Source organism: candidate division WWE3 bacterium (genome assembly GCA_026396615.1).
Lineage (GTDB): Bacteria > Patescibacteriota > WWE3 > JAPLWK01 > JAPLWK01 > JAPLWK01.
In genome coordinates, this window is record JAPLWK010000001.1 from 1 (window position 1) to 21,463 (window position 21,463).

The following is a 21,463-nucleotide window of genomic DNA, read 5'->3' on the forward strand; positions in this document are numbered from 1 at the left end:
ACCAGAACATTTTGGGCATCTTCGGTTGTAGTTTTTTTGGATTTATGGAAAGTTTGAAGAAGCATTTTGAAAGTTTAGAGGTTTAGAGCGCAATTGCAAGCTAAAGATGCCATTTCACCCACGCTAAATGAGTATTACACCGATATTCACTGAAGTCGCCACCAGTCGTTATTGTCATGATTTCCCAAAAGTAAACTGTCATGGGGGAATTCTTAATGTTTGGCTGATAATACGCCGGAATTGTAATCCGGATAAAACCAGAAACCATCACTTGAACTCCATTATCAGGACATATTTGCTTCGGATTAACTGACGCGGCGTTGACTCCATTTATTACGCTAACAATAACAATCAACGAGAGCAACGCTGCCAAGAAAGTAGACTGCGTTTTCATTTTTTACCCTCTTAAAATTGCTGAAATTAGACCGAATTTAGGTTAATTAATTATACTACAGGATGTAGGAAATTGCAAATCTATAACTTACGCCCCACCTTTAGATTTTCGTCACTTATAATTTGATCGATAGATATGCTTAAGTCGTAGCCGTTATTCGTTTTTCCCAGACTGGGGCTTTCCAGGAAGCTATCCCAGTTCCACGAATACCTAAAAAATTCGTATTTATGCGGGCTGTAGTGTGTTTCTAGGTTCGGACTTTCCGAATAAAAAGCGCGAGCAACCAAAAAACTTCCCAACTGATTTTCCAGTTTATATTTATCGAGTTCAATAAGCGTTGGTCCCTCTATAGCCTGATACTTAAAGTTCGCCGAGTCTTGTGGTGCTGATGGTGGATTTCCATAATAGCCAATAACTGTTAAATAATCCCGATAACCGGAGCCGTAGGCAGTGTTTCTTCGATGGACTATTAACACATCCTTTCCGGTTTCCAAAAAATTCGATGCCACATACGCATCGGCTAGCTCATTGGTTACCTCCGGTTTATCGCCGGTATAACTAAATACCTTAGACTTTTTGTTATTTATATTTTCGAAAACCTCTACATTTATTGGTTTAGCGCGAGTTATACCTTCTGGATTAGTAGATTTTTCAACTAGTATTGATACTTCTTGAGGTGGCTGATTTCTTCCCTTAAGGTACAGAGTAAAATTGGCCGGTTTTCCGGTAGATAGAACTGCTACTTCTAAATCAGGAGCATTTAATGTGGACGTACCAGTGGATGTTTTAGGGTGCAATTTGGAATTAATCACGAGCGCCAGAACCGTCACTAGCCCCACGGTCACTACGATGATAACTGCTAGTTTTACGTTTTTCATACTTTAAGTATATTACTTACCATATCATAGTAACTATACTATAAATTTTACCACCCAGTAATCGCGCAGATTATCGCGCAACGATTACCGAGCTTTAGATTCTATAATAATGTGAATTAGCATAGGGTTATAATAAAGTTGTTATGAGTAATGACCGTATACAAATAAGACCTAATACCATTGAAGAAGAACTGAATAGGATTCAAGAAACTGTTAGAAAGTTGCCATGGTTCAAAGAGCACGGTTATACCCCCAAACTTCCAAAGAAACTCGAATCTCTTCAGGAAGAATACAAGCCGGAAATATATGCGATAGGCGTTAATATTCTTAAGAAAAATAGAGAGCAAATAGAGGTAGTATTTCCTATCTTTTCTAAACTCGCAACTGCCTGGGCGTTTAAGGTCTTTCCGCATTACGAAATTGTGGTAACCAGGTACGGGATGGGTGGTAGCTATAGTTCCGAAACCGGTAAGATTATAATGAGAGTGGAAGATTCTGGGAAATTTTTAAGATTGCAGCCATATCACACGCCCATTCACGAAATGATTCACATCGGTATAGAGGAAGTGATAGTCAAAAAATACAAACTAACTCAAGAGGAAAAAGAAAGATCAGTTGATCTAATGGCCGTAACATTATTTAAAGACATAATGCCTGATTATAAATTACAATCAATTGGTGATTCTCGAATTGATAGGTTTATAACAGCTGAAACAATTCCTAATCTTCCAGCCGCCATTAATCGTTATGTTAATGAGTATCCACGAAGCCGCAGCAGCTAAGTGCTATACTCCTCATTTAGAAGATGTTTACTCTTAAAGACTTTAGCGTTACCCGTCACGAAGCCAAGCTTACAAATGGAACTCGCGTGGTCCTTTTTGAACGACCGGGAACGCCTGTCGCAATTTCCGCGGCTTTTATTGCCGGCTCTCGGTTTGATCCGCCAGGCAAAGAAGGGTTAGCACATTTCCTGGAGCACATGCTACTCGCTGGGACCAAAAACTTCCCTACAAAAGATAAACTAGCCGCTTACATCGAGGATCTGGGTGGTATCACTAGCGCCTCTACCGGTCATCTAGCTTTGCGGGTAGAAGTTGCAGTTGGAGATCCTATTGATGTTCCGTCGGCTATTAAGGTTTTATCTGAAGAAATAATTAACCCTTTATTTAACGAAAAGGCAATTGAAACGGAACGGGGAGCAATTCTTAGGGAATTGGCTTCTAGTAAAGAAAGCCCTACTAAAGTCTTAAGTAGACTGGCGTATCGCTTGATTTACCAAAAAACTGTTGAAGATCACGACACCCTTGGTTCTGAGGAATCTATTAAAAGTATTACTAAAGATGATATTTTAAATTTCTACAAAGAGCATCTTAATGCGTCATCTTTGGCAATTGTAGTCTCAGGTGGCGTAGACTTGGCAAAATTAACAGAAATACTAGAAAAAGAGCTACCTGTAGCTTCCGGAAGCAGGCCAGAGTTCTCAGCTAATTTACCGATCTTTAGGGAGAAGATAACTGATTTTTCGTATTTTAAAGGTAGTAATTTAAATGTTGAATTTGATTTTAGAACTGTACATCATACTCACCCCGATAGCCGATCGTTATCCATCTTGGGAAGTATCTTGGGCGGCGGCCGTACCAGTGCTCTGGCCAAAAAACTACGTTATGAAAAAGGTTTAGTTTACGGAGTTAGCGCTCGAAATGGCGGTTTTATAGATGGCGGAGACTTTGGTATTTCTACACACGCGTCGAAGGATAATTTGCAGGAAGTTATGGATATTATCGTTACTGAACTTAAACGGATGAAAGACACGGGACCAACTGCTGAGGAATTGCAGCTCGTAAAAAACCGTTTAATTAAATCTAAAAAGATGAGTATGCAAACATCGGGATCTTGGGTCGATTGGCATGAATACCGAACTCTTTATTATCCTGACAGTGTTTGGACAATCGAAGATTATTTTAAAGAGGTCAGTTCGGTTACTTCTGAAGAGGTAAGGGAAGTCGCTAGTAAATATTTAACAAATAATAACTGGTATCTAACTATAACCGGAGACGTTGACGAAGCATTTCTGCAAAGTATCAAAATATCGTTATAAATTCCTTAACGTTCTTGGAATTCTTCCAAAGGTCGGTGTATTTTGGTATCTCCTTTAGACGATCTGAATAGGCTCGAGGACTGCGGCTGTCCAGTAGTCCAGTTCTTTGTTTAATTCAAATTTAAGGCTTGGTTAATGTCTCGACATATCCGGTGCCGCTCCGGACACATTTATTCAGTTTTAGGCTAAACATTTAAAATAATTAAGAATGATCAGTATGATATTATTGGGATGTGAATCTTACGTTTTCCATAAATAAACCGCTGCTTCTGGTCTCCGCTATCTTTAAAAAGACCTCTGGAGTTGAGAACCTAACCTCATTAAAAAACCGTCTGTGGGAAGAACATAAAATTGGCTACCAGTTTCTAAAGGATCCCGATATTTTCGGCATTTTTGCTAGTAGAGACTTCATCAAAGAACTAACCGTAGCTACTACAGATGCTGAAGCGCTAGTAGAAAATGGAGTTACTTCAGAGGAATTTAGAGCCGTTATAACTGAAACGGAGGAGTATAAAAACTGGCTGGAAAAGGAATGGGATCAAAACAAAGCTCGGATTGAACATGAGCTTAAAGGTATTTTAAAAATAGATCCTCCGAATGAAAGTTTTGAGGCTGTAGTGGTTCATCCCAAAATTGGACTGGGTAGGTCTCTTGGAAAAAATAGACTGGCTTGGGGACATAGTGAAGATTGGCCTAGCTACAGCCTAGTATATTTAGCTCACGAAATGCTCCATAGCGTTCTTGGATCTTCTCCGTTAGCTCATGCGATAATAGAGTTAACCACAGATAATGAGTTAAGAATTAGATTGAACGGAAGTGGTGAGTATTTGTATATTGACGAAAAGCCTATTGGGCACGATTTTCTGTTAGAAATTGAAAAATACCTTCTTCCCAGTTGGCGAGAGTTTCTTAAAAGTAGTGAAAATGTAACCGAGTACCTCAAGCGGATGGAAAAAGAAATCCCCACTACCCTCATCAAGAAATCTCGTTGAGAATAGCAGGGACACTAATAGTTACTTAGGATCGCAGTTTTCATCTGGGCTACAGCCATCATCCGGACTGCAACTGGCATCAGGATTGCACGTGTCGTACGGACCACAACCTGGCTCGTCATCGTCTGGACCGCATGCCGGTGCACAAGTCGCAACTCTTCCTACTGTAACCAGATCAATCGTCGCTCCATTCGTATTCATTGTCTCTAACTCCTTTTCTGATGTAATTTAATGACCTACTAAACACAGCGGTTTTTTTACTCTATAAACCTCCTTTCTAAAATTCACCTCTCCACGTGCCAGTATACGGATTATACCCGCATCGTGGTGGCGGTGCGCTAATAAACGATGCCTGCTCGTTTGCAGCTGCATAAGCTAGCGGCCGACAATCGTTACAAACATAGCGATACTCGCAATCTTTGCAAACCAGCACACTATCCTTGGTGCTTTCCCAGACTAACCTTGTCTGGTCAGCGTTCGTGATTTCTTGTAACGAACCTTCGGCAGAAACATCACCAAGAACCTGGTCCCGAGCAAAGACGCAAGGATAAACCTCACCGCTTGGAGTTACTGCTAACTTTCCTTGTAGGCAAGCGTTACCGCTACGATTGTGAAGCAGAATAGCTGATCTAGCCTTAAAGTTAGGGCTGGTTTGCGCGGCATACTCAAGAAACGTGGTTTTGGAAGGTAACAAAGATTTGTCATCTCCTCTTCCAGTTGGTCGGAGAATATCCGGTCTCTTGGTACTAGCTCCCAAGCTCTTAGCCAACGCCACAGTTTCTTTAATCGTGTGCTCGTTTTGCCGCATTACCACGATTCCTACTCTCGTTTGGACCCCAGCTTTGTGCAGAAGGTGCAAGCTTTGTACGGTTCTTGCCTGGCTACCTTTTATTCTAGTGATACCATCGTGAACCGAGGGGTCGCTAGAATATAACGAAGTTGCAACATGTAGACGCAAGTCTTTGACTCGAGCGATAGTGGCTGGTTTTGAGATTAGCAAAGCATTAGTGAACAGCTCTACCATTTCAAAACCCAATTGGACCGCATATTCGGCTAGATCCAAGACCGTTTCGCCCTTAGGACCCTTATAATTAAAGGGTTCGCCACCAATGAACTGACAGCGCCTAAACCCAACTTCGTAGGCCTCTCGGACCAGGCGTAGCCAGTCCAGGTGAGTAAGTTTAGGTAATGCCTTAGTCTTTGGATCGCTGCAGCCAGCATAGCAATGTATGCAGCGTTCATTACAGTCTTCGGTGATCTCAAACCACACAAACTCTGGCCTCGTAGCAACAACTTCTGGTAAGAAGTTGACCCTTGCAGCCTCTGTAACTTCCGCAAGATCCAAAGATACTAACTGAAGCCAGTAAGCCTCGTTTGCGACTTGGTACTGTAAGGTGGCCACCGCCTGTTCGTTGACGGAATATACCTTCTCGGTCCCAGTGTCTAAAATGGCGCCTCTAAGTGCCCCAGTTACCAAGTAAACCCCGTCTCTTAAACGGTATTGCATCTTCTCCTCCTAATTACTCCTTTTATTTATAATTTGAGTTTATTTAGTCCAGAGCGCATTTTAGGCTTAACAACAACAAAAAGCAAACTAAAGATACTACTGTAGGTCGAGAGACGATTTAATAAATTCCGTAACATTCTTGGAATTTTTCCAAAGATCTGTGTATTTTGGTATCTCTTTTTGGTGTTCCGGGTAAGCGCGTGGGCTATTGTTGCCAGTGATAGCCACAAATTCAGGTTGAGAGAGGATTATCACATTAAATATTTCAGAGACGTCCCACAAATTATCCTCGGTGAGCTCTGGAAAGTGTTTAAAGGCGTAGTTAAAGAACATGAAGTGCAGCATTTCGTGAGCCGCCACGTAAATGGCTCCTTCCGGATGATTGTAGAAGAATTGGAAGGTCTTGTTACCTAAAAAACGGGGGTTGCAGTCAAAAATTGATGCAAATCCAACATACTCGCCTTTAGGCCAAAGGTGACTATCAAAAATCTGGTCTATATCTTGATAAAACTCATTGGAAATCGTATCCCACTCAGCCAGAGTTTTCTCCAAAGTAGCTTTAATCTCCTTGTCGTGATCAGCGTAGTAAGTATCGATATATTCTTTACTTGGGTTATTAGCGAGAGAGGCCGAAAATTCCTTAGCGGTCCAATAATCAAGTTCTCTGTTTTCATAAAATTTTAGTTCGGGGTAGAAATTTTTCACAAGCCAATTTTATTTAGCCAAGAAGCTACGGGACTGGTTTTTTTCTTACCTTTTTTCTTTAAGTCTTTAATATCGAAAGACTTCGGAGGCTGAGTGACGGAAGATTTATTTAAAAAGAGGTTGTGGGAGTGTTTTAGTTCCTCTGATGATGTCTTCTTTAGTGCTATCGCCTCTTTTTGTGAACGGCTTAGAAATTCTTGGTCAATTGCTAGGACCTCTTGGTTCACTTTGAGAGCCGTTTCATTTAAGCCCATTAAACGTAGTCCCGCCAGAGTTCGGATTCGCGACAAGGCCACGTAGCCCATGCCCGGCTCAAAGGATTTAGACAAATCAACTTCGGCGGCATCTAAACTCATTCCCTGACTTTTGTGAACCGTGATAGCCCAGGCTAAACGGAGCGGAATCTGATCAATTTCGGCCAGTATTTCGTGTTCGTCTTCGATCCGCCAGCTTTCAGGCACCGCTTCTATCTGCTCGCCGTTTCTGGTTTTAACAACCGGGTAGCCCCCTGCCTCAAACTCTAAAATCGTTCCCAGTGTGCCGTTTACGTAGCCCCGCTCAAAGTTATTCTTTAAAAACATCACAACTGCGCCTTTCTTAAGAACCAAGTCTTCCGGAGCCAAACAGTTTTGTTTTAGAGAATCAACTAACTTCGGTTCGCCACTACTTTGCATTAAAAAATGCTTCGCTTCCCCCCTCAGTTGCGACAATTTTAGGTTATTAATGGCATCCACATCAGCGTTATGAGTATATAGTTTGGTAATCGCAGGATCTTTCATCTCGGCTTGGTAGCGAGGACGTAGTGTTTCAATTGTCTCCTCGTTTACTTTATTATCTCTAATATCGTTAAGTAGGCTGCTATAGGTTTTGTCAGTTTGTCGATACTGGGTTTCCAAATAACAGACTCGCAGATCTGAATCCTCCCAAGACTGGGCTTTAAAAGCGAAAAAGTCAGCTGGGTTGGCGTTCCTACTAACCGGTGGTAACTGAAAAAAGTCACCACAAAGAATTACCTGTAAGCCGCCGAATGATTGTGGACTCGCTCTAAACATCTTCGCCACGCGGTCGACCAAATCCAGTCGGTAGCTGTGGAGCATCGAAATTTCATCGATAATTAAGACTTTCGTCCTGGCAAATCGATCCTGCAGCCGATCCTTAAAAAGCAGTAATCTAATTTCGTCATCGGTCATGCTGTCTTTAATTCCGATCCCAGCCCACGAGTGAATAGTCAGCCCTTCCATATGGGTCGCCGCAATGCCGGTAGAGGCCGTTACGCCAACCGCTACATTGTTCTGTTTTAAATAATCAATGTACTGATTCAGAAGATACGTCTTCCCACTGCCAGCTTTACCGGTTAAAAAGACGTTATCACCGGTCTTGAGAATCTTAAAAGCTTCTTCTTGAGTCATTTAATAAGAGTACCACTTCGCATGTCATTCTGAACTTGATTCAGAATTATGTTTTTTTATCGTAGTTGAAAAATAGGGCGGTGCCACGTTAATTTTTACTGGACTCCGTTCAGAAATGGGCGCTTTTTTGGCAATCCCAAGTCCCGCTGACAGTATAAACTATTGTTTTGACTAAGTGAAAATAGTCATTAGAATCTGCCTATGTTTAAAAAAATCCCAAATGTCCGAAGTGTGGTGGTTTAAAGGCCGTTAAGAAAGGAGTCCGCCGAGGCCAACTGCGGTTCCGTTGTTTGGATTGTAATGGCTGGTTTAGTGTTAATCGTAAGAAGAGGTTAGATGTTGGTAGATTAGTTTTTCTGCATTTAGACGGTTTACCACTTCGGAAGATTGCTGATCTCTTTGGTTTGTCGATTGGTGGTGCCTTTAATAAGGTTAGTAGGTATCTCGCGGCCCTGCCTCATAACGCCGATGTCTCCAGGCACGACGCTTCCAAATACTGTGGCATCTTGGTAGTTGATGGGAAGTTTGTAGCAGTCCGGGGATTTGAGAAAAAGATTCCGGTGCTTTATGGCATTGATTATCTAACTCATGATATTCCGACATATAAACTGCTGCCGTCGGAGAATTACCTAGGCTGTCTGGCGTACTTTAAATCACTGAGGCTTCTAAACTATCCTCTGGTCGCTCTGGTCTCTGACGATAACGAGAACATTAGACTAGCCTGTTTGGCCGTTTACCCCAGAGCGATAGTTCAGATTTGTCAGAACCATTACCTTGAGAATATCCGTCAAACTCTAGGAGTTCGAACTAATCCACAGCATCAATCTTTTGTATCAGCTCTGGAAAACCTGTTTCATCCCAAGAGATCGGAGGACGCTTTAATCGTGTGGCTAAGAATATACTTAAATTCTGCCTAAATAGTAACGATGGTAATAATCAATTGTATCTGGAAATAATGCTTGAGATAAACCGCAGAAAAGAACTGCTCCTGGGGTATTTACGATATAAACACTGCCCGAAAACTACCAACATAATTGAATCATTTAATTCTCATCTAAATGACAGACTGGAGTCTTTAAAGGGGTTTAAGACATATAAAACAGCAGATTTATGGATCAATGGGTACTTCCTAAGACGCAGAACTAAGAAATTCACTGATTGCAAAGGTAAATTTAGGTATTTAAATGGTCAAAAATCACTGGAGAAAACTCTGAAAGACGATGTTGATCTACCGCTGTTTTTCTAATACAAAAGCGCCCGTTTTTGAACGCTTGCATATTTTTACGTGGTGGGACATCATGGTTGATATTACGAATTACTTCATTTCCGGTGACGCTCCGGACACATTTATTCAGTTTTAATAGGCGTCTTCCAGTCTCGGAACTCAAAATAAACTGATAATACTGAAGAGTGACGTTATAGCGTGAGTTCCTTTAAGAAGTCTGGTTTGACATTAGTACTGCGTAACTCACTCTGCGAAACCCACCGAATACCATCCAACTCACCGTTCGAAGTCTTTTGAATGTCCTGAAGGCTTAAATTGATTTCCAGTGCTGCTTGCCAGATCAGTTCAACATATCGCGTATCCTCCTTGTGTAATTCCTGAACAAAGTGAATAGCCTCAATTTTAATTTGAGTGCCTAATTCTTCCTGCAGTTCCCGCTTTAAACAATCTTGCAAACTTGAGTCCTGCGTGTCTAACTTTCCGCCCGGTAAACTCCAGAAATCAGAACCGGTTTTTTTAACAAGCAAAACCCCTTTATTGTTATCAATGATTAATGCTCGGCAAACAATCGTGATATTATTCATAATCTGTTATAACCCACTACGAATAAGCGATAAGTAGAGTGAAACTAGATTATTACGGCTTTTGGCTACTTCTGCTTCCGAAAGTAATTTTCCTGACTTATCTTTGTAAGTTACATAACCGCCTTCTAACGAAAAGGCCACAGGGGCCGAGTATTTTCTACATGTTTCAAAGACCAGATCGTCTCGCTCTTTAAGTATCTCACTAGTGATGCCGCTGATTCCTCCCAAGCGATCATTTTCAAAGGCATCCATTCCGGCGTTATAAATAACTAAATCCGACTTAAATGTTTCAATATAGCCAGGTAGTTTCTTTATCTCGGACAAATACTCGTCAGCTGTCGATACCCGAATGGCGACGTTACCGCTAGCAACGTTGTCAATCGACTGAGTGCCTTTTTGAATAGCATTTTTATAAATACTGATGTTTAAAATATCTTTAGAACTCTTAAGAATAGCCGCCGTACCGTTGCCATAGTGAACGTCGCAATCAAATATCAGAATCTTTTTAGCTAAACATTCATTTTGTAGTTTCTTAGCGGCTATGGCGAGCCCGTTGAAAATGCAAAATCCGGTCCCAAAGTCTGCATGAGCATGATGAAATCCAGATGAAAGGGTCCCACTCACTGAATGTGTTTTTAACGCCTCAACACAAGCGTTGTACAGTCCTCCACAAACAAAACTTTGCGTTTCTAATACTTTACTACTCCAATGAATACCGCTCCCACCAGCCGTATCAGCCGGAGAGCCGGTCATAATAGTGTTTACGTAAGACTCCGTATGAGCTAGGAGAAAATCTTTAGTATTTAGAGGCAGAGGTTCTTTAATAGCGACTTTAATATCTGACGATAACAGTGCCTCGTAAACCCATTTAGATTTAATAGTTGAGTCCAGAAAATAGCGTTTTGTCCAGCTAGCATCAGTGTTTGGCTCAATGTCAGAATATTTTGGTGAATAGAAAATAGTCGTAAGGTTTTTCACAAATTAAAGCCTTGATTATTAATGTAATCCTCTTTCTTTTCGTGGTCCATGGAATTAGCTTCTGGGTGCGATAGATGCGTAATTTCATGTTTTATAGTTCCCACAAAGCCGCCTGGAGCTTTATCGATGTCGATTGGACAGATCGAAATGCAATTATCCTCTGGATGGTACATACCCTGAGGTCCAAATGTTCTAATGTAGCAAGTAATATTGCCTTCTACTTGTGGAAATCCTTTGGCCACTAGTTCTAAAACCTTTTTATTGTTTTCTTTGGATGGCTCGAAATATACGAGGTTATGCTTGCTACAAAACTCGAAAAGACCGGGGAGGTAGTTATCCATCAGATTTTTATTAACTTGTTCCGAATATATAATTTCAACCATACTTCGTTATATATCTTAACACTGAAGACATTACGAATTACTTCAAAATACTAGTCGATTTAGATTGTCAAATAAAAAACCCGGCGATTTGTTGTAGAATCGTCGGGTTTCGAGGCTTAATTAGTCCGATCCCAGTTTTTGTCCCAGTATCTCGGAAAATCATGGTCTGGTTCGGACTTATCCCAGGAATTGGGCCATTGCGTTCTGTCCCAATCATTGTCCCAGCCTCTTTCACTTGTCTGTCCTTGTTGAGCTACTTTACTTTTGAGAGCAGCTACAATTTGACTTCCTGCCTTTTTTTACTCCTTTTTCTTTAGATTAGTCTTGGTATACTTTGTTTTGTTATGACTGTCAAGTTAATTGCTTCAGAAATCGCCAACAAATTCTTTTTTTTAAGTAATCTCTCTAACTGGCATTTTTCTTGCACCCCTTATTTTAACGAGGATTGGCTTTCCCAAACCGGTCCGTTGACACCTAAAGAGCAAGCAGTTCTAAATGATTTTGCCAAAGTTCTAAAAAAACACGGTTTCGAAGATTACATTGGTAAGTACTTTTTTAGTGACGACAGCTCTAACATTTGGGAAACGCTTAAAAAAAATGTCGCTGCCTCCGACTTTAATATAATTGAATCGTGCTTTACTGTTTTTGAGCCGCGTTTTCAGAGGATATGGGTTAGTGATAAGCCAAACTTATTGAAATGGCAACAAAAACTAGACGAGATCCTAAAAAGCGATGTTTTCAAGGAGCCAATTAAAGAATTAACAGTTTTCTTTGGGCATGCCCCACAAGTGGAAGGTACCCGCCTTATTCTTCTTTTAAGCACTCTTAACGGCGGGTGTGGCGGTAGCGCCATGCAAGAACTCGGCTGTGTAATGCTGGAGTGCAGCGCTTTGCCTCTTAATGAAACTAATCGACTACTTCGAATTACACTTCACGAACTAGTACATCTGGTTTTTAGTTATGGGGAGTATAACGAGTTGCTACTGCAACAAGGAAAAACTACGGAATTTAAATCTGTGGAAACAAGATTTAACCGACCGATCCAATCAATTTTAAATGAAGCGGTTCACGCCAGTGTAGTAAATGCTTATTTAGGGGACAAATATTTTCAGGGTGACGTTAAAACCAAGGCTCGTATTTTATTTAATAGCGCCAGTCCTGCAAGTCAATTCGAAAATTATTGGCACTGGGAAGTGTTTATTTCCGCTGAGATGATGAATACTGTAGCTAGCTACATTAAAGGTGGTAAAAGCGTTGACGAGAATTTTATCTTTGAGATTAAGGAAAAACTAAAGCGCTTCCAAAATTAAGATCATCTTGGAAGCGCTAAACTCTAAAGAAGCCCTTGTAACTGTTGTCGAATCTTCCCAATTAGGAATCTCCGGGCGCCACAAAACTCCTTATCTCCGTTAAGTAGCCTCTCTGCCGTACAACCTCCGAAACAGTAACGCCAATATTGACAAGTTTTGCATCTTTCCCGTTGAGCCGCAACTGTTGCTAAAAATCCCTGTCTTTGGGAACTTGCCAGGATCTCGTTTAGGTGACTTTCGTGAATGTTTCCAAAACGAAATTCAGGAAACCCCAGCAGGTTATCACAAGGGTACACATCGCCATTTGATAAAACTGTTAGGTAATCGGCGCAAGAACCGTTAAATCTACACAGTGATGGTTGACCACCTAGAAGTGCCATTACTACGTTCTCCAGTTGCCTAATGTGGATGTTTGGATTGTCTTCCTTCGTCCAAATTAGAAAAACCTCAAACATAAACTCAGCAAACTGCCGCAAGGTGACCTCTTTTGATGAGCCAAGGAAGTCAAAAGAAGTTAATCCCGTTTCTACCAGAAAGTGGTAAATTTCCGAGGCTTGATCGAGACCTGCCGGCGTTACTACCGACAAAGTGCCGAAAGGAACGTTATGCTCCTTTAGGAGTTGCATTCCTTCTAACACCTGCTCAAATGTTTCTTGACCTTCTTTACCAGTTCTCTGTCGATTATGGATACTTTTTGGACCATCTAGGCTTACACCAACGGAAATTCCGTACTCCGCGAAAAGCTGGGCCCAATCTTTATCCAGCAGAGTAGCATTGGTTTGAACTACTTGATGAACTTTGGATGAAATCGTTTGGCCAAAGCTAAAGACATCACGGTAGAAGTCTAAACCAAGCAAGAGGGGTTCCTCACCGTGCCAAATTAGATTAACTCTGGGAAACGATACTTCCGCTGCTTGAGTAATCAGCCTTTTAGCGTCTGAAACACTGAGCAGCTCTGCTGATTGGCCAAAATCCCTTTGATAGCAGTACCCACAGCCGATATTGCAGTCGGTTGTAGCTTTAACAATAAAGCAATACATTTTCTCCTCCAATTTTCCTTTTGTTTATTAGTTTCCGAATTTACTGAAGTCTAGGATGGATTTTAGGCTTAACAACAACAAAAAGCAAACTAAAGTTACTACTGTAAGTCGAGTGCCGATTTAATGAGGCCTTTAACGTCCTTTGAATTTTTCCAGAGGTTTGTGTATTTTTGAATGTCCTTGAGATGGTCCCGGTAAGCTCGAGGACTGCTATTGCCAGTTATAGCCACGAATTCAGGTCGGGAGAGGATTATCACATTGAATATTTCTGATAAATCCCACAAATCGTCCTCAGTAAGTTTAGGAAAGTGTTTAAAGGCGTAATCAAAGAACATGAAGTGCAGCATTTCGTGAGCTGCTACGTAAATGGTCCCCTCTTGATGGTTATAAAAGAATTGGAAGGTCTTGTTGCCTAAAAAGCGAGGGTTGCAGTCAAAAATTGATGCAAAGCCTAGGTATTCTCCTTTGGGCCAAGGATGACGGTCAAATAGCCGGTCCACTGCTTGATAAAACTCCTTGTAAATCTCATCCCATTTAGTCTGAGTTTTCTCTAAAACGGCTTTTATCTCTTGGTCGTGATCAGTGTAGTAGGAATCAACGTATTCCTTAATCTTTTCCGGCCAAAGTTCTTTTTGGGTTTGTTTCAGGGAAGCTAGATCAGGATGACGCTTAATAATAGGTTCGACAAACTCCTTGGCTGTCCAGTAATCCATTTCTTTGTTGAGTTCAAATTTAAGGCTGGGATGGTAATTTATCATTAAAATCTAGACCCGTCCGCTTCTGGCGGACTCGCCAATATTTTTACGTGGTGGGCGAGGTGGGAGTCGAACCCACACACTCTTGCGAGCACAAGGTCCTAAACCTTGCGTGTCTGCCATTTCACCACTCGCCCTAATGTGACGCTATTCTAACACCAGAGTGTCGCCGACTCTAGATTTAGAGGCTTTAATCGCGCCACTAGGAAGCTCGAGGACGCGGTCATACTTGGGATTCCATAAATAGACGCGCCAGGGTTTAAGAATTTCTGTCATAGCGACGATTTGACCACTATCATTCATTATTACTACATCAATCGCCGCTGACAAGCCAAAAGTGTGAATTCCCAACCTAGTCCTAATAAATAGGAATCTTGGTAGTTTTGGGTTGAGTAAACCAAAGGCTCTCTCAATCAAGCCTCTGGCCTCATAGACCTGGTCAGCGACAACAGTGCCGCGAGTTTGGTTGGTTACTTTCATAAATCTTCATTCTTCAAACGACGGCGAAGCACTTTATAATTGGGAAGAAAATTGCTAACTTGCGTCCAAAATTCCGGCGAGTGATTAAATACTTTAAGGTGGCAGAGTTCGTGGATGATTACGTAATCACGAAGTTCGGGGGCTAAAAAAGCAACTTTGTAACTAAAACTAAGAGTTTTACTGTGAGAGCAACTGCCCCAACGAGTCTTCGGATTTCTAATAGCTACCTTGTTAAACACAAACTGATTATTTACATTCAGCTCTGTAAGTCTCGCAATAATTTCTCTTTTAGCGTGGGGCTTCTTGATTCTGTAATCAGACTCTGTTCCAAATGGACTTAGTGACGCCTTCTTTGACAGTTCAGCAAGCTTATCTTCAATGTAACCTTGCCACTGAGCTAAAGCCTGATCGATGACTTTTTGACTGGTTCTCTTAGGGCAGGTAAGTACTATGTCGTCAACTCCGCAAACAGCCAGCCTGATTGAGCGGGAAAAATGATTATGTTTGATTTTTATAATTTTAAGCTGTTCGTTAATTTCAATCTTTATGTCCATAATTTGTTATTATATACGCGTTGACGGTAAATGGAGGGGTCGCATAGTGGTCTAGTGCGGTGGTCTTGAAAACCGCTGTCGCCGCAAGGTGACCGTGAGTTCGAATCTCACCCCCTCCGCCACTCGCCTTCGCTTCGCTACGGCGAAGTTATGTTAGAATCATTACAATGACTACTTTTTATTTTATCCGTCATGGAAATGCTTATGATGCTCATGGTGAGCAGACCCCAGAAAGTCATTTAAACCCCACCGGTATTCGGCAGGCAGAAGTTCTAAAAAGTTATTTGAAAGACGGTCGTTTTGACAGCGTTTTGGTGAGTCCCTTTAATCGCGCCTTAGATACTTGTAAAATCTCTGCTCCAACGTCGTCTCCTAAACCCCAGATCATAAAGGAACTGATTGAAGTTGGTTCTGGTATGTGGCCCGCTCCAACTGACTCCGCTGTACCTCAGGTTTTAGAAGATGAGTTTGATGCCGTTAAAAAAGAGGTTGCAAATTTTTTAAAAGAAGCCGTAGCTAAATACGAGGGGCAAGAAGTTCTAATTTTTACACATGGTAATCGAATTCGGGCTATCATCTCGGTCACTTTAGGACTTGATGCCAGGGCGCAATCGCATTTATACATTGATTTCGTTTCGATCACCAAAATCCGTTACGATAGCTCAGGCTTCCCCACTATTCTCTCGGTATCAGAAACGCCTGGCAAGACCGTCGCTAACTTGATAGAATGAGATTATGACAGAATTAAACGACCAGCTTTTCGCTTCCGAAGTTACTCAAAGCAAAGGTATTACCCTAGTAGATTTTTGGGCCCCTTGGTGTGGCCCCTGCAAAAGGCTTGGGCCTTTATTAGAAGAAATCGCTAAGGAGTATGAACCAACGGTAAAATTTACGAAGTTTAATGTCGATGATGGCCGAAATACCAGCGATAGTTTCGAAATTTTGTCAATTCCGACTGTAATTATTTTTAAAGACGGTGTACCTGGAATGAGAATTGAGGGGGCGATGACTAAAAAAGATTACACTGACGCCTTAGATCAAGCTTTAGGGTCATCTGCTACCAAAGCTAGCGATAATCTTGACGTAAATACTACCATACCTATTATTTTTACCACTTCTACCTGTTCGTGGTGTGCCAAACTTAAAGATTACTTAAAGTCTAGAAATGTTGAGTATAAAGAAATTAACGTTGGTGAAAATGAGGCGGCCGCGACTCAAATGACCGATAAAAGCAATCACATGGGCGTTCCCCAGATGTGGTATAAGGGAGAAGTAATCGTTGGTTACGACGAAGCCCAACTCCAAGAACTCTTCGGTAAATAATTCTCAACTTCAATGATATAATTAGCCCGAGTCACAGGCGCTCGTGGCCTAATGGATAAGGTATCAGCTTCCGAAGCTGGTGATTGTGGGTTCGACTCCCACCGAGCGCACCAGGGCGGTTAGCTCAGTTGGTTAGAGCGTTCGGTTTACATCCGAAAGGTCACAGGTTCGAGTCCTGTACCACCCACCAATTCGACGGAGTGTGGCGCAGTTGGTAGCGCGCGACGTTTGGGACGTCGAGGCCCTGGGTTCGAGCCCCAGCACTCCGACCATTTTACAAAAAAGAAAGCCGTGGAATCTGGGAAGATTTTCCACGGCTGTAACGGCATGTATTTAATTTATGAGTAGTATGGTCCACTAAGTTGTCTTTTAAAGGCCTCCCAGCGCTGACGATGGCGAGAGTGATTATTAATTAAACTTCGTGGCGGTTTTATTCCTAAACTCTTGTAAGCCATTTGAACAAGCGCCTCTGTCAGACCGCCTAAACCAAAGCTGTCTTTAACAAAATTCTCACGGACAGCCACAATCTGACCAGCTCCTTGAGTCCAAGCCGGGGCTTCAGAGGTTGGAACATTCTCCCGCAGGTGGTGACTGCAAAACCTACCTGTATATCCCGAAAAGAGTACAACATCGGAAGAGGCCGGTGCACATGCTTGACCTTTTACGAATGTGAATATCCGAAAGCCACGCTCAGACAAAATTCTGAGGGCTTTTTGACCTAACTCATCATCATTGGCTGCTACGAAGCGCTTACCAGATAATTTTTGATCCATTTCTCTCCTTGAACATTTGTTGATTTGATTTCCCAGCTTGTTGTCACAGTTAGTGGCGACAGGTTGAAAGACCAAAAAACCCGCTTTGGGGCGGGGGTTTTGTTTGTTATTTGTTCTTTGTTGTTTGCCGAAACCCCCGAGACCCTAGTTAAGACGCGTAACCGCGGACTAAATTAAGGCAAGTAATCATTGTAAACTTTGGGGTCGTATTCATGTGCTATACTTTTACCAATATTTATGCCCGATTGTCAAGTACCACCTGCCCAAATCCAATGCCCAAAATGTCACATTTTTAATCCATCGGACGTTTTTTTCTGCGGTCACTGCGGCTACAAGATCAAAGAACCGCCTCTTACTATTTGGGGACAGATTAGGGGGTTTATGCTTGGAGTTTACTAGCACCACCGGCCGGACTGTGGTGGTTGTTTAAGTATCGTCATCATTACGACGTAAGTACCCGTCGAGCTGGCTATATAGCCGGAGCGATCACCGTTGTTTCTTTAGTAATAACGATCTGGTTAACTTATGTAGCTGTTAACTCAATAATGAAATCGATTAGTGACCAGATGAATAGTTATAACCTTAGCGGTTTTTAATGGTTTGCGGTCGGTACCAAACAATAAATACTAAGCCGGCCCCAATAGTAACCAGGGCCGAAACAAATATTGGAGCTGAAGCGGTCAACCTGGCGGCAATATAGCCGGACAGGATCGGCGGGAAGGCCGAGGCGACGGCCGAAATGCTGGTGGAGATTCCAAGAACACTCCCCTGCATCTCCGGCTTTGCAGATTTACTAATCAAACTATTAACCCCAGTCTGAGAAAGACCGTCAAAAAGAGCGAAAATGGGAGTTATTAGAAATAATTGCCAGTGATACTTTGGTAAAAAGTACATCATTATCGCAATTCCGGTGCCAATCAAACTGTATTTTAAAACTATTCGCTCATCAAAGCGCTTAAATATTCGGGGAATTAGTAATATCTGAAAAACAGCAATGCAGACTCCGGCCAGGGCAAAAAAGTCTCCAATGGCGCTTTGAGTAAAATTAAATCGTTGAATAAGAGAAATACTAAAAAAAGTCGTAAAGAATGTAAAACCGCATTGTAGTAAAAAGTATGAAAAGAATAGAACTCGCAAATGTTCCATATTAATGGCTTTAGTTAGATTTTCTAATGATTCTGTAATGCGAATTTTTAGAGCAGTTTTTTTAGCAAATAATGTTTCTTTAAACATATAAATTACCGAAAGCACATTAATCATACTTAAGATAGCGGCTGCTAAAAACGGCACAATTGGGCTAAACCAAGGAATTACTGCTGAATCGGAAAATTTGCCACCAATAAAGGCACCCATAATAAACCCCACGCCAAGGGCTGCCCCCGCTAAGCCAAAATATTTAGAACGTTCCGAAGTTGGTGTTAAATCAGCAATGGCGGCTTGCGCCACAGACACATTACCACCGGTAGTGCCGTCGAAAATTCTAGAAACAAATAATAGCGGGATATTTTTAATCCATAAACCTAGTGCGAATAATAAGTAGGAAATTACAGTGCCAATTAGCGAAATAAGGAGGACTGGTTTGCGGCCAAAGCGATCCGACAATTGCCCGAGTATTGGGGCGGCAATGAATTGAGCGATTGGGTAGGACGCTGCAAGGAGTCCGAGGATTATGTAGCCTTGAGTCAAATGAAAATTACTGGGAAGTATGTAAAATTTAGAGCTTGGGTCGGCCAGGAGAATTGGAATTACTGGAATTAAAATTCCCACCCCCAGCATGTCCACAAAGATAGTTAGATAAATGACCCATAGGGGTCTGTTTCGCAGGTAATTTACCATACTTAATCGGGACTACCGGCGTTCTTGGGGATTGATTTAATTACTTCACCTTGAAGATATAAAGTGCCATCCGCCTTTACGAAGTTAAAACCGGCAGCACAGGGATCGCTCCCAAACCAAGTAAAAGGCGTGACGGCTACGACTCTCGCGTCTGGTAACCAATAATTTACAAACGCTTCTTTGTAGCGGGCGGCGGTGACGGCCTCCGATAGCAGTCCGTTTTGGGAGTATTGAGTGCAGGCTTCCTGACCTTCTTTATGAATCCAACCGGTTTCGGTGATAAAAACAGGTAGTGATCGGCCCACTTGCGACAGTTCCCAACGGTAATTAAGAATACTGTCTCGCCCACCAGCAATAGCCCCGCTAAAATTTGGCTGGGGTAGGCGTGAGTAGCCCAACCGTCTATCTTACTGAAAATATCGGGAACAGCTACTCTCATCTGGGAAATAAATAGGTCTTCACCTATATATGTATTGCCCAAGTTACTTTTAGCCCCTGTCCGGGCACTACTGTTTAGGGCGGCCGGCATTATAAAAAAATCATTCGATTTATCTTTGAAAGCCTTTATTGCTTTGTCTAAAACAACAGCGTATTCACCACCATCTTCATGACCACACCAATAATCTCCTGCATTCACTTCATTGAAAACACTAATATAACGATGACGTGTGGGCCACGATAGACCGCCTAAAGTGTCAGCCAGTTCGCTAAAACCCATTTCATCGGCACTACAGACACCATTATTAAATAATTGGACGATGGGAATTACATGAGCGCTTTTCGCGGCGTCGAATAATCCTTGCCAGTAACCACCATTCCTATCATTAATATTCATTGTTAGAAGAACATAGCCCCAATCTCCGCCGTTACTATTAATTAATTCAGCTGCGGCCGTAATTTGATCGGCGCTATTTTCGACGTACATGCCAAATTTATTATTACCACTACCGCCTGAAAATGATGAACTAGCTACCGGGGCATAATAGATAACCGGTTCCGTAGGGGTAATAATTATCGACGTCACTTTAGGAGTTTTGGCGTTTATCGTGCCAAATGGCGTAGCTGCGTCAGACTTAATTGCGGCCGCTTCAACTGAAGCCGCGAGGACAGCGCTACTTGAGGCGAGAACGCTCTGGACTTCAGCCGCGCGAGCAAGAGGTGACGAGTACAAAACGGAATTAGAAATTAAAAAATTGGCTAAAATAACTGTCACTGCAATCACGCCGGTTATAGCAAAGATTGCGACAGGTGTCACTTTAAAAGACTTTTTTGAAGGCTTAATCACCCAACCAGTGTGCCCAAATTCAGGAGGGTTGTCAACTTTATTTGCGTTGGAGCGGGTGAAGGGAGTCGAACCCTCGTCTAAACTTTGGAAAAGTTTCATTCTAACCGTTGAACTACACCCGCCTACGATGTAATTATAACATCACGATGACTGGATAAGCCTAAGGTTTCGACCGATCGCTGATGCCAGGCATTTTATTTATGTTACTGGATTCCGGCTCAAGGCCGGAATGACAAGGCGGTCTTCGATTTGCATAAGTCTTTCAATTCCGTCACAATTAGAATATAAATGCCTAAAATAAATACTAAATTATATTTAACTTTATTCTTACCAATTGGTTGGCTTTTGATGTCAACGTTGATTTTAATTATTGCCAGTGTTTCGTTACTTCACAAAAAAAGCCCAGCAGCCAAGAGTAACTACTCCTTATATCTATCTCAACCTAGGTCTTCAGCAGTTCTCGGCCAAAGTATTACCGCCGATGACACCCGCCCAGTCATTCTAGACAAGTATTTAACATCTCAAGGAGCCCCCTTAGCGGGTTACGGTAAGACGCTTGTAGATGCTGCCGATAAATACGGTCTAGATTGGCGTCTGGTGGCTGCCATTGCCATGCAAGAAAGCAACGCCGGTAAGGTGATGCCGCGGGACTCCTACAATGCCTGGGGCTGGGCTATTTATACCGGTAAAAACAGCGGGTTTAATTTTGATAGCTGGGAACACGCCATTGAAACAGTTTCTCGCGGCTTGGCCGTTTATCGTGATCGCTACGGTCTTATAACACCGGAAGAGATTATGACGCGGTATAACCCTGATTCTACGGCGGCCGGTGGTTCGTGGGCCCGCGCTGTAAGTTACTTCATGGATCTTTTTGGCAGCTACGGAAACAAGATTTAACTTGCAATTTATCCCAGAATGTGATACTATAAGTAATCCTATTGCGGCGCCGCACGG

Annotated in this window: 24 protein-coding genes and 6 tRNA genes; 13 read left to right on the plus strand and 17 right to left on the minus strand. The window is 42.1% G+C overall.

What is annotated here, in order from left to right; translation table 11 throughout:
• Nucleotides 1-100: 100 nt before the first annotated feature.
• Both NT141_00005 and NT141_00010 read right to left on the minus strand, forming a co-directional pair.
• The gene (locus NT141_00005) at nt 101-394 is read right to left on the minus strand and encodes a hypothetical protein (GenBank protein MCX6783452.1); all 294 of its coding nucleotides are present in this window, start codon (nt 392-394) and stop codon (nt 101-103) included.
• An 80-nt stretch (nt 395-474) separates the two neighbouring features.
• Nucleotides 475-1,272: a hypothetical protein gene (locus NT141_00010; GenBank protein MCX6783453.1), complete on the minus strand. Its 798-nt coding sequence runs from the start codon at nt 1,270-1,272 to the stop codon at nt 475-477.
• Between the two features lie 143 nt (nt 1,273-1,415).
• Between NT141_00010 and NT141_00015 the strand changes: the two genes are divergently transcribed.
• From NT141_00015 to NT141_00025, 3 genes are all read left to right on the plus strand, one after another.
• Nucleotides 1,416-2,054, plus strand: coding sequence for a hypothetical protein (locus NT141_00015; GenBank protein MCX6783454.1), 639 nt, complete (start codon nt 1,416-1,418; stop codon nt 2,052-2,054).
• 23 nt (nt 2,055-2,077) lie between these two features.
• A complete protein-coding gene (locus NT141_00020; protein MCX6783455.1) occupies nt 2,078-3,370 on the plus strand; it encodes a pitrilysin family protein in 1,293 nt (430 codons plus the stop codon).
• Nucleotides 3,371-3,603: 233 nt separating this feature from the next.
• On the plus strand, nt 3,604-4,362 hold the full coding sequence (locus NT141_00025) for a hypothetical protein (GenBank protein ID MCX6783456.1): 759 nt from the start codon (nt 3,604-3,606) through the stop codon (nt 4,360-4,362).
• A gap of 277 nt (nt 4,363-4,639) precedes the next feature.
• Here NT141_00025 and NT141_00030 read toward each other — a convergent pair whose 3' ends face one another.
• The 3 genes from NT141_00030 to NT141_00040 form a co-directional block, all read right to left on the minus strand.
• A complete protein-coding gene (locus NT141_00030) occupies nt 4,640-5,869 on the minus strand; it encodes a radical SAM protein (protein ID MCX6783457.1) in 1,230 nt (409 codons plus the stop codon).
• 96 nt (nt 5,870-5,965) lie between these two features.
• Complete coding sequence (locus NT141_00035; protein ID MCX6783458.1) at nt 5,966-6,574, minus strand: hypothetical protein; 609 nt, start codon at nt 6,572-6,574, stop codon at nt 5,966-5,968.
• A complete protein-coding gene (locus NT141_00040; protein MCX6783459.1) occupies nt 6,571-7,983 on the minus strand; it encodes a PIF1 family DEAD/DEAH box helicase in 1,413 nt (470 codons plus the stop codon). Before NT141_00040 ends, NT141_00035 begins: the two co-directional genes overlap by 4 nt.
• 290 nt (nt 7,984-8,273) lie before the next feature.
• On the opposite strand from NT141_00040, the gene NT141_00045 reads away from it, so the two are divergent.
• Together NT141_00045 and NT141_00050 are read left to right on the plus strand one after the other, a co-directional pair.
• Nucleotides 8,274-8,900, plus strand: a complete 627-nt coding sequence (locus NT141_00045) for a hypothetical protein (protein ID MCX6783460.1) — start codon at nt 8,274-8,276, stop codon at nt 8,898-8,900.
• Nucleotides 8,870-9,229 carry a hypothetical protein gene (locus NT141_00050; GenBank protein MCX6783461.1) on the plus strand — a complete coding sequence of 120 codons (360 nt, stop codon included), beginning with the start codon at nt 8,870-8,872 and terminating at the stop codon, nt 9,227-9,229. The genes NT141_00045 and NT141_00050 overlap by 31 nt, the downstream gene beginning before the upstream one ends.
• 170 nt (nt 9,230-9,399) lie before the next feature.
• On the opposite strand, the gene NT141_00055 is transcribed toward NT141_00050, so the two are convergent.
• Genes NT141_00055 through NT141_00065 form a run of 3 tightly spaced genes read right to left on the minus strand, consistent with a single transcriptional unit; the run spans nt 9,400 to nt 11,153 of the window.
• Complete coding sequence (locus tag NT141_00055; GenBank protein ID MCX6783462.1) at nt 9,400-9,792, minus strand: NUDIX hydrolase; 393 nt, start codon at nt 9,790-9,792, stop codon at nt 9,400-9,402.
• A 6-nt stretch (nt 9,793-9,798) separates the two neighbouring features.
• A complete protein-coding gene (locus tag NT141_00060) occupies nt 9,799-10,770 on the minus strand; it encodes a hypothetical protein (GenBank protein ID MCX6783463.1) in 972 nt (323 codons plus the stop codon).
• Nucleotides 10,767-11,153 carry a hypothetical protein gene (locus NT141_00065; protein ID MCX6783464.1) on the minus strand — a complete coding sequence of 129 codons (387 nt, stop codon included), beginning with the start codon at nt 11,151-11,153 and terminating at the stop codon, nt 10,767-10,769. The genes NT141_00060 and NT141_00065 overlap by 4 nt, the downstream gene beginning before the upstream one ends.
• A 344-nt stretch (nt 11,154-11,497) precedes the next feature.
• Here NT141_00065 and NT141_00070 point away from each other — a divergent pair, with 344 nt between their 5' ends.
• Nucleotides 11,498-12,463 (plus strand): hypothetical protein, encoded by a 966-nt coding sequence (locus NT141_00070; protein MCX6783465.1) that lies wholly within the window; start codon nt 11,498-11,500, stop codon nt 12,461-12,463.
• A gap of 23 nt (nt 12,464-12,486) precedes the next feature.
• Here the strand turns inward: NT141_00070 and NT141_00075 are convergent, their stop codons facing one another.
• The 5 genes from NT141_00075 to NT141_00095 form a co-directional block, all read right to left on the minus strand.
• Nucleotides 12,487-13,503, minus strand: coding sequence for a radical SAM protein (locus NT141_00075; GenBank protein ID MCX6783466.1), 1,017 nt, complete (start codon nt 13,501-13,503; stop codon nt 12,487-12,489).
• 98 nt (nt 13,504-13,601) lie between these two features.
• Complete coding sequence (locus NT141_00080) at nt 13,602-14,261, minus strand: hypothetical protein (protein MCX6783467.1); 660 nt, start codon at nt 14,259-14,261, stop codon at nt 13,602-13,604.
• Nucleotides 14,262-14,309: 48 nt separating this feature from the next.
• Nucleotides 14,310-14,395: transfer RNA gene (locus tag NT141_00085), tRNA-Leu, on the minus strand.
• Nucleotides 14,396-14,405: 10 nt separating this feature from the next.
• Nucleotides 14,406-14,738: a DUF192 domain-containing protein gene (locus tag NT141_00090; protein MCX6783468.1), complete on the minus strand. Its 333-nt coding sequence runs from the start codon at nt 14,736-14,738 to the stop codon at nt 14,406-14,408.
• The gene (locus NT141_00095) at nt 14,735-15,292 is read right to left on the minus strand and encodes a M48 family metallopeptidase (protein ID MCX6783469.1); all 558 of its coding nucleotides are present in this window, start codon (nt 15,290-15,292) and stop codon (nt 14,735-14,737) included. The genes NT141_00090 and NT141_00095 overlap by 4 nt, the downstream gene beginning before the upstream one ends.
• Nucleotides 15,293-15,324: 32 nt before the next feature.
• On the opposite strand from NT141_00095, the gene NT141_00100 reads away from it, so the two are divergent.
• From NT141_00100 to NT141_00125, 6 genes are all read left to right on the plus strand, one after another.
• Nucleotides 15,325-15,414, plus strand: a tRNA-Ser gene (locus tag NT141_00100).
• A 45-nt stretch (nt 15,415-15,459) separates the two neighbouring features.
• The gene (locus NT141_00105) at nt 15,460-16,023 is read left to right on the plus strand and encodes a histidine phosphatase family protein (protein MCX6783470.1); all 564 of its coding nucleotides are present in this window, start codon (nt 15,460-15,462) and stop codon (nt 16,021-16,023) included.
• Nucleotides 16,024-16,027: 4 nt separating this feature from the next.
• Nucleotides 16,028-16,615, plus strand: a complete 588-nt coding sequence (gene trxA / locus NT141_00110) for a thioredoxin (GenBank protein MCX6783471.1) — start codon at nt 16,028-16,030, stop codon at nt 16,613-16,615.
• A gap of 37 nt (nt 16,616-16,652) precedes the next feature.
• Nucleotides 16,653-16,728, plus strand: a tRNA-Arg gene (locus NT141_00115).
• Nucleotides 16,729-16,805 (plus strand) — tRNA-Val (locus tag NT141_00120). It abuts the tRNA gene before it with no gap.
• 6 nt (nt 16,806-16,811) lie between these two features.
• Nucleotides 16,812-16,887 (plus strand) — tRNA-Pro (locus tag NT141_00125).
• A gap of 66 nt (nt 16,888-16,953) precedes the next feature.
• Here the strand turns inward: NT141_00125 and NT141_00130 are convergent.
• From NT141_00130 to NT141_00145, 4 genes are all read right to left on the minus strand, one after another.
• Nucleotides 16,954-17,388, minus strand: a complete 435-nt coding sequence (locus NT141_00130; GenBank protein MCX6783472.1) for a hypothetical protein — start codon at nt 17,386-17,388, stop codon at nt 16,954-16,956.
• A gap of 582 nt (nt 17,389-17,970) precedes the next feature.
• Nucleotides 17,971-19,224: an MFS transporter gene (locus tag NT141_00135; protein MCX6783473.1), complete on the minus strand. Its 1,254-nt coding sequence runs from the start codon at nt 19,222-19,224 to the stop codon at nt 17,971-17,973.
• A 166-nt stretch (nt 19,225-19,390) separates the two neighbouring features.
• Nucleotides 19,391-20,509: a hypothetical protein gene (locus NT141_00140; GenBank protein ID MCX6783474.1), complete on the minus strand. Its 1,119-nt coding sequence runs from the start codon at nt 20,507-20,509 to the stop codon at nt 19,391-19,393.
• Nucleotides 20,510-20,556: 47 nt separating this feature from the next.
• A tRNA-Gly gene (locus NT141_00145) sits at nt 20,557-20,631 on the minus strand.
• A 166-nt stretch (nt 20,632-20,797) separates the two neighbouring features.
• Here NT141_00145 and NT141_00150 point away from each other — a divergent pair.
• Nucleotides 20,798-21,406: a hypothetical protein gene (locus NT141_00150; protein ID MCX6783475.1), complete on the plus strand. Its 609-nt coding sequence runs from the start codon at nt 20,798-20,800 to the stop codon at nt 21,404-21,406.
• Nucleotides 21,407-21,463 lie beyond the last annotated feature (57 nt).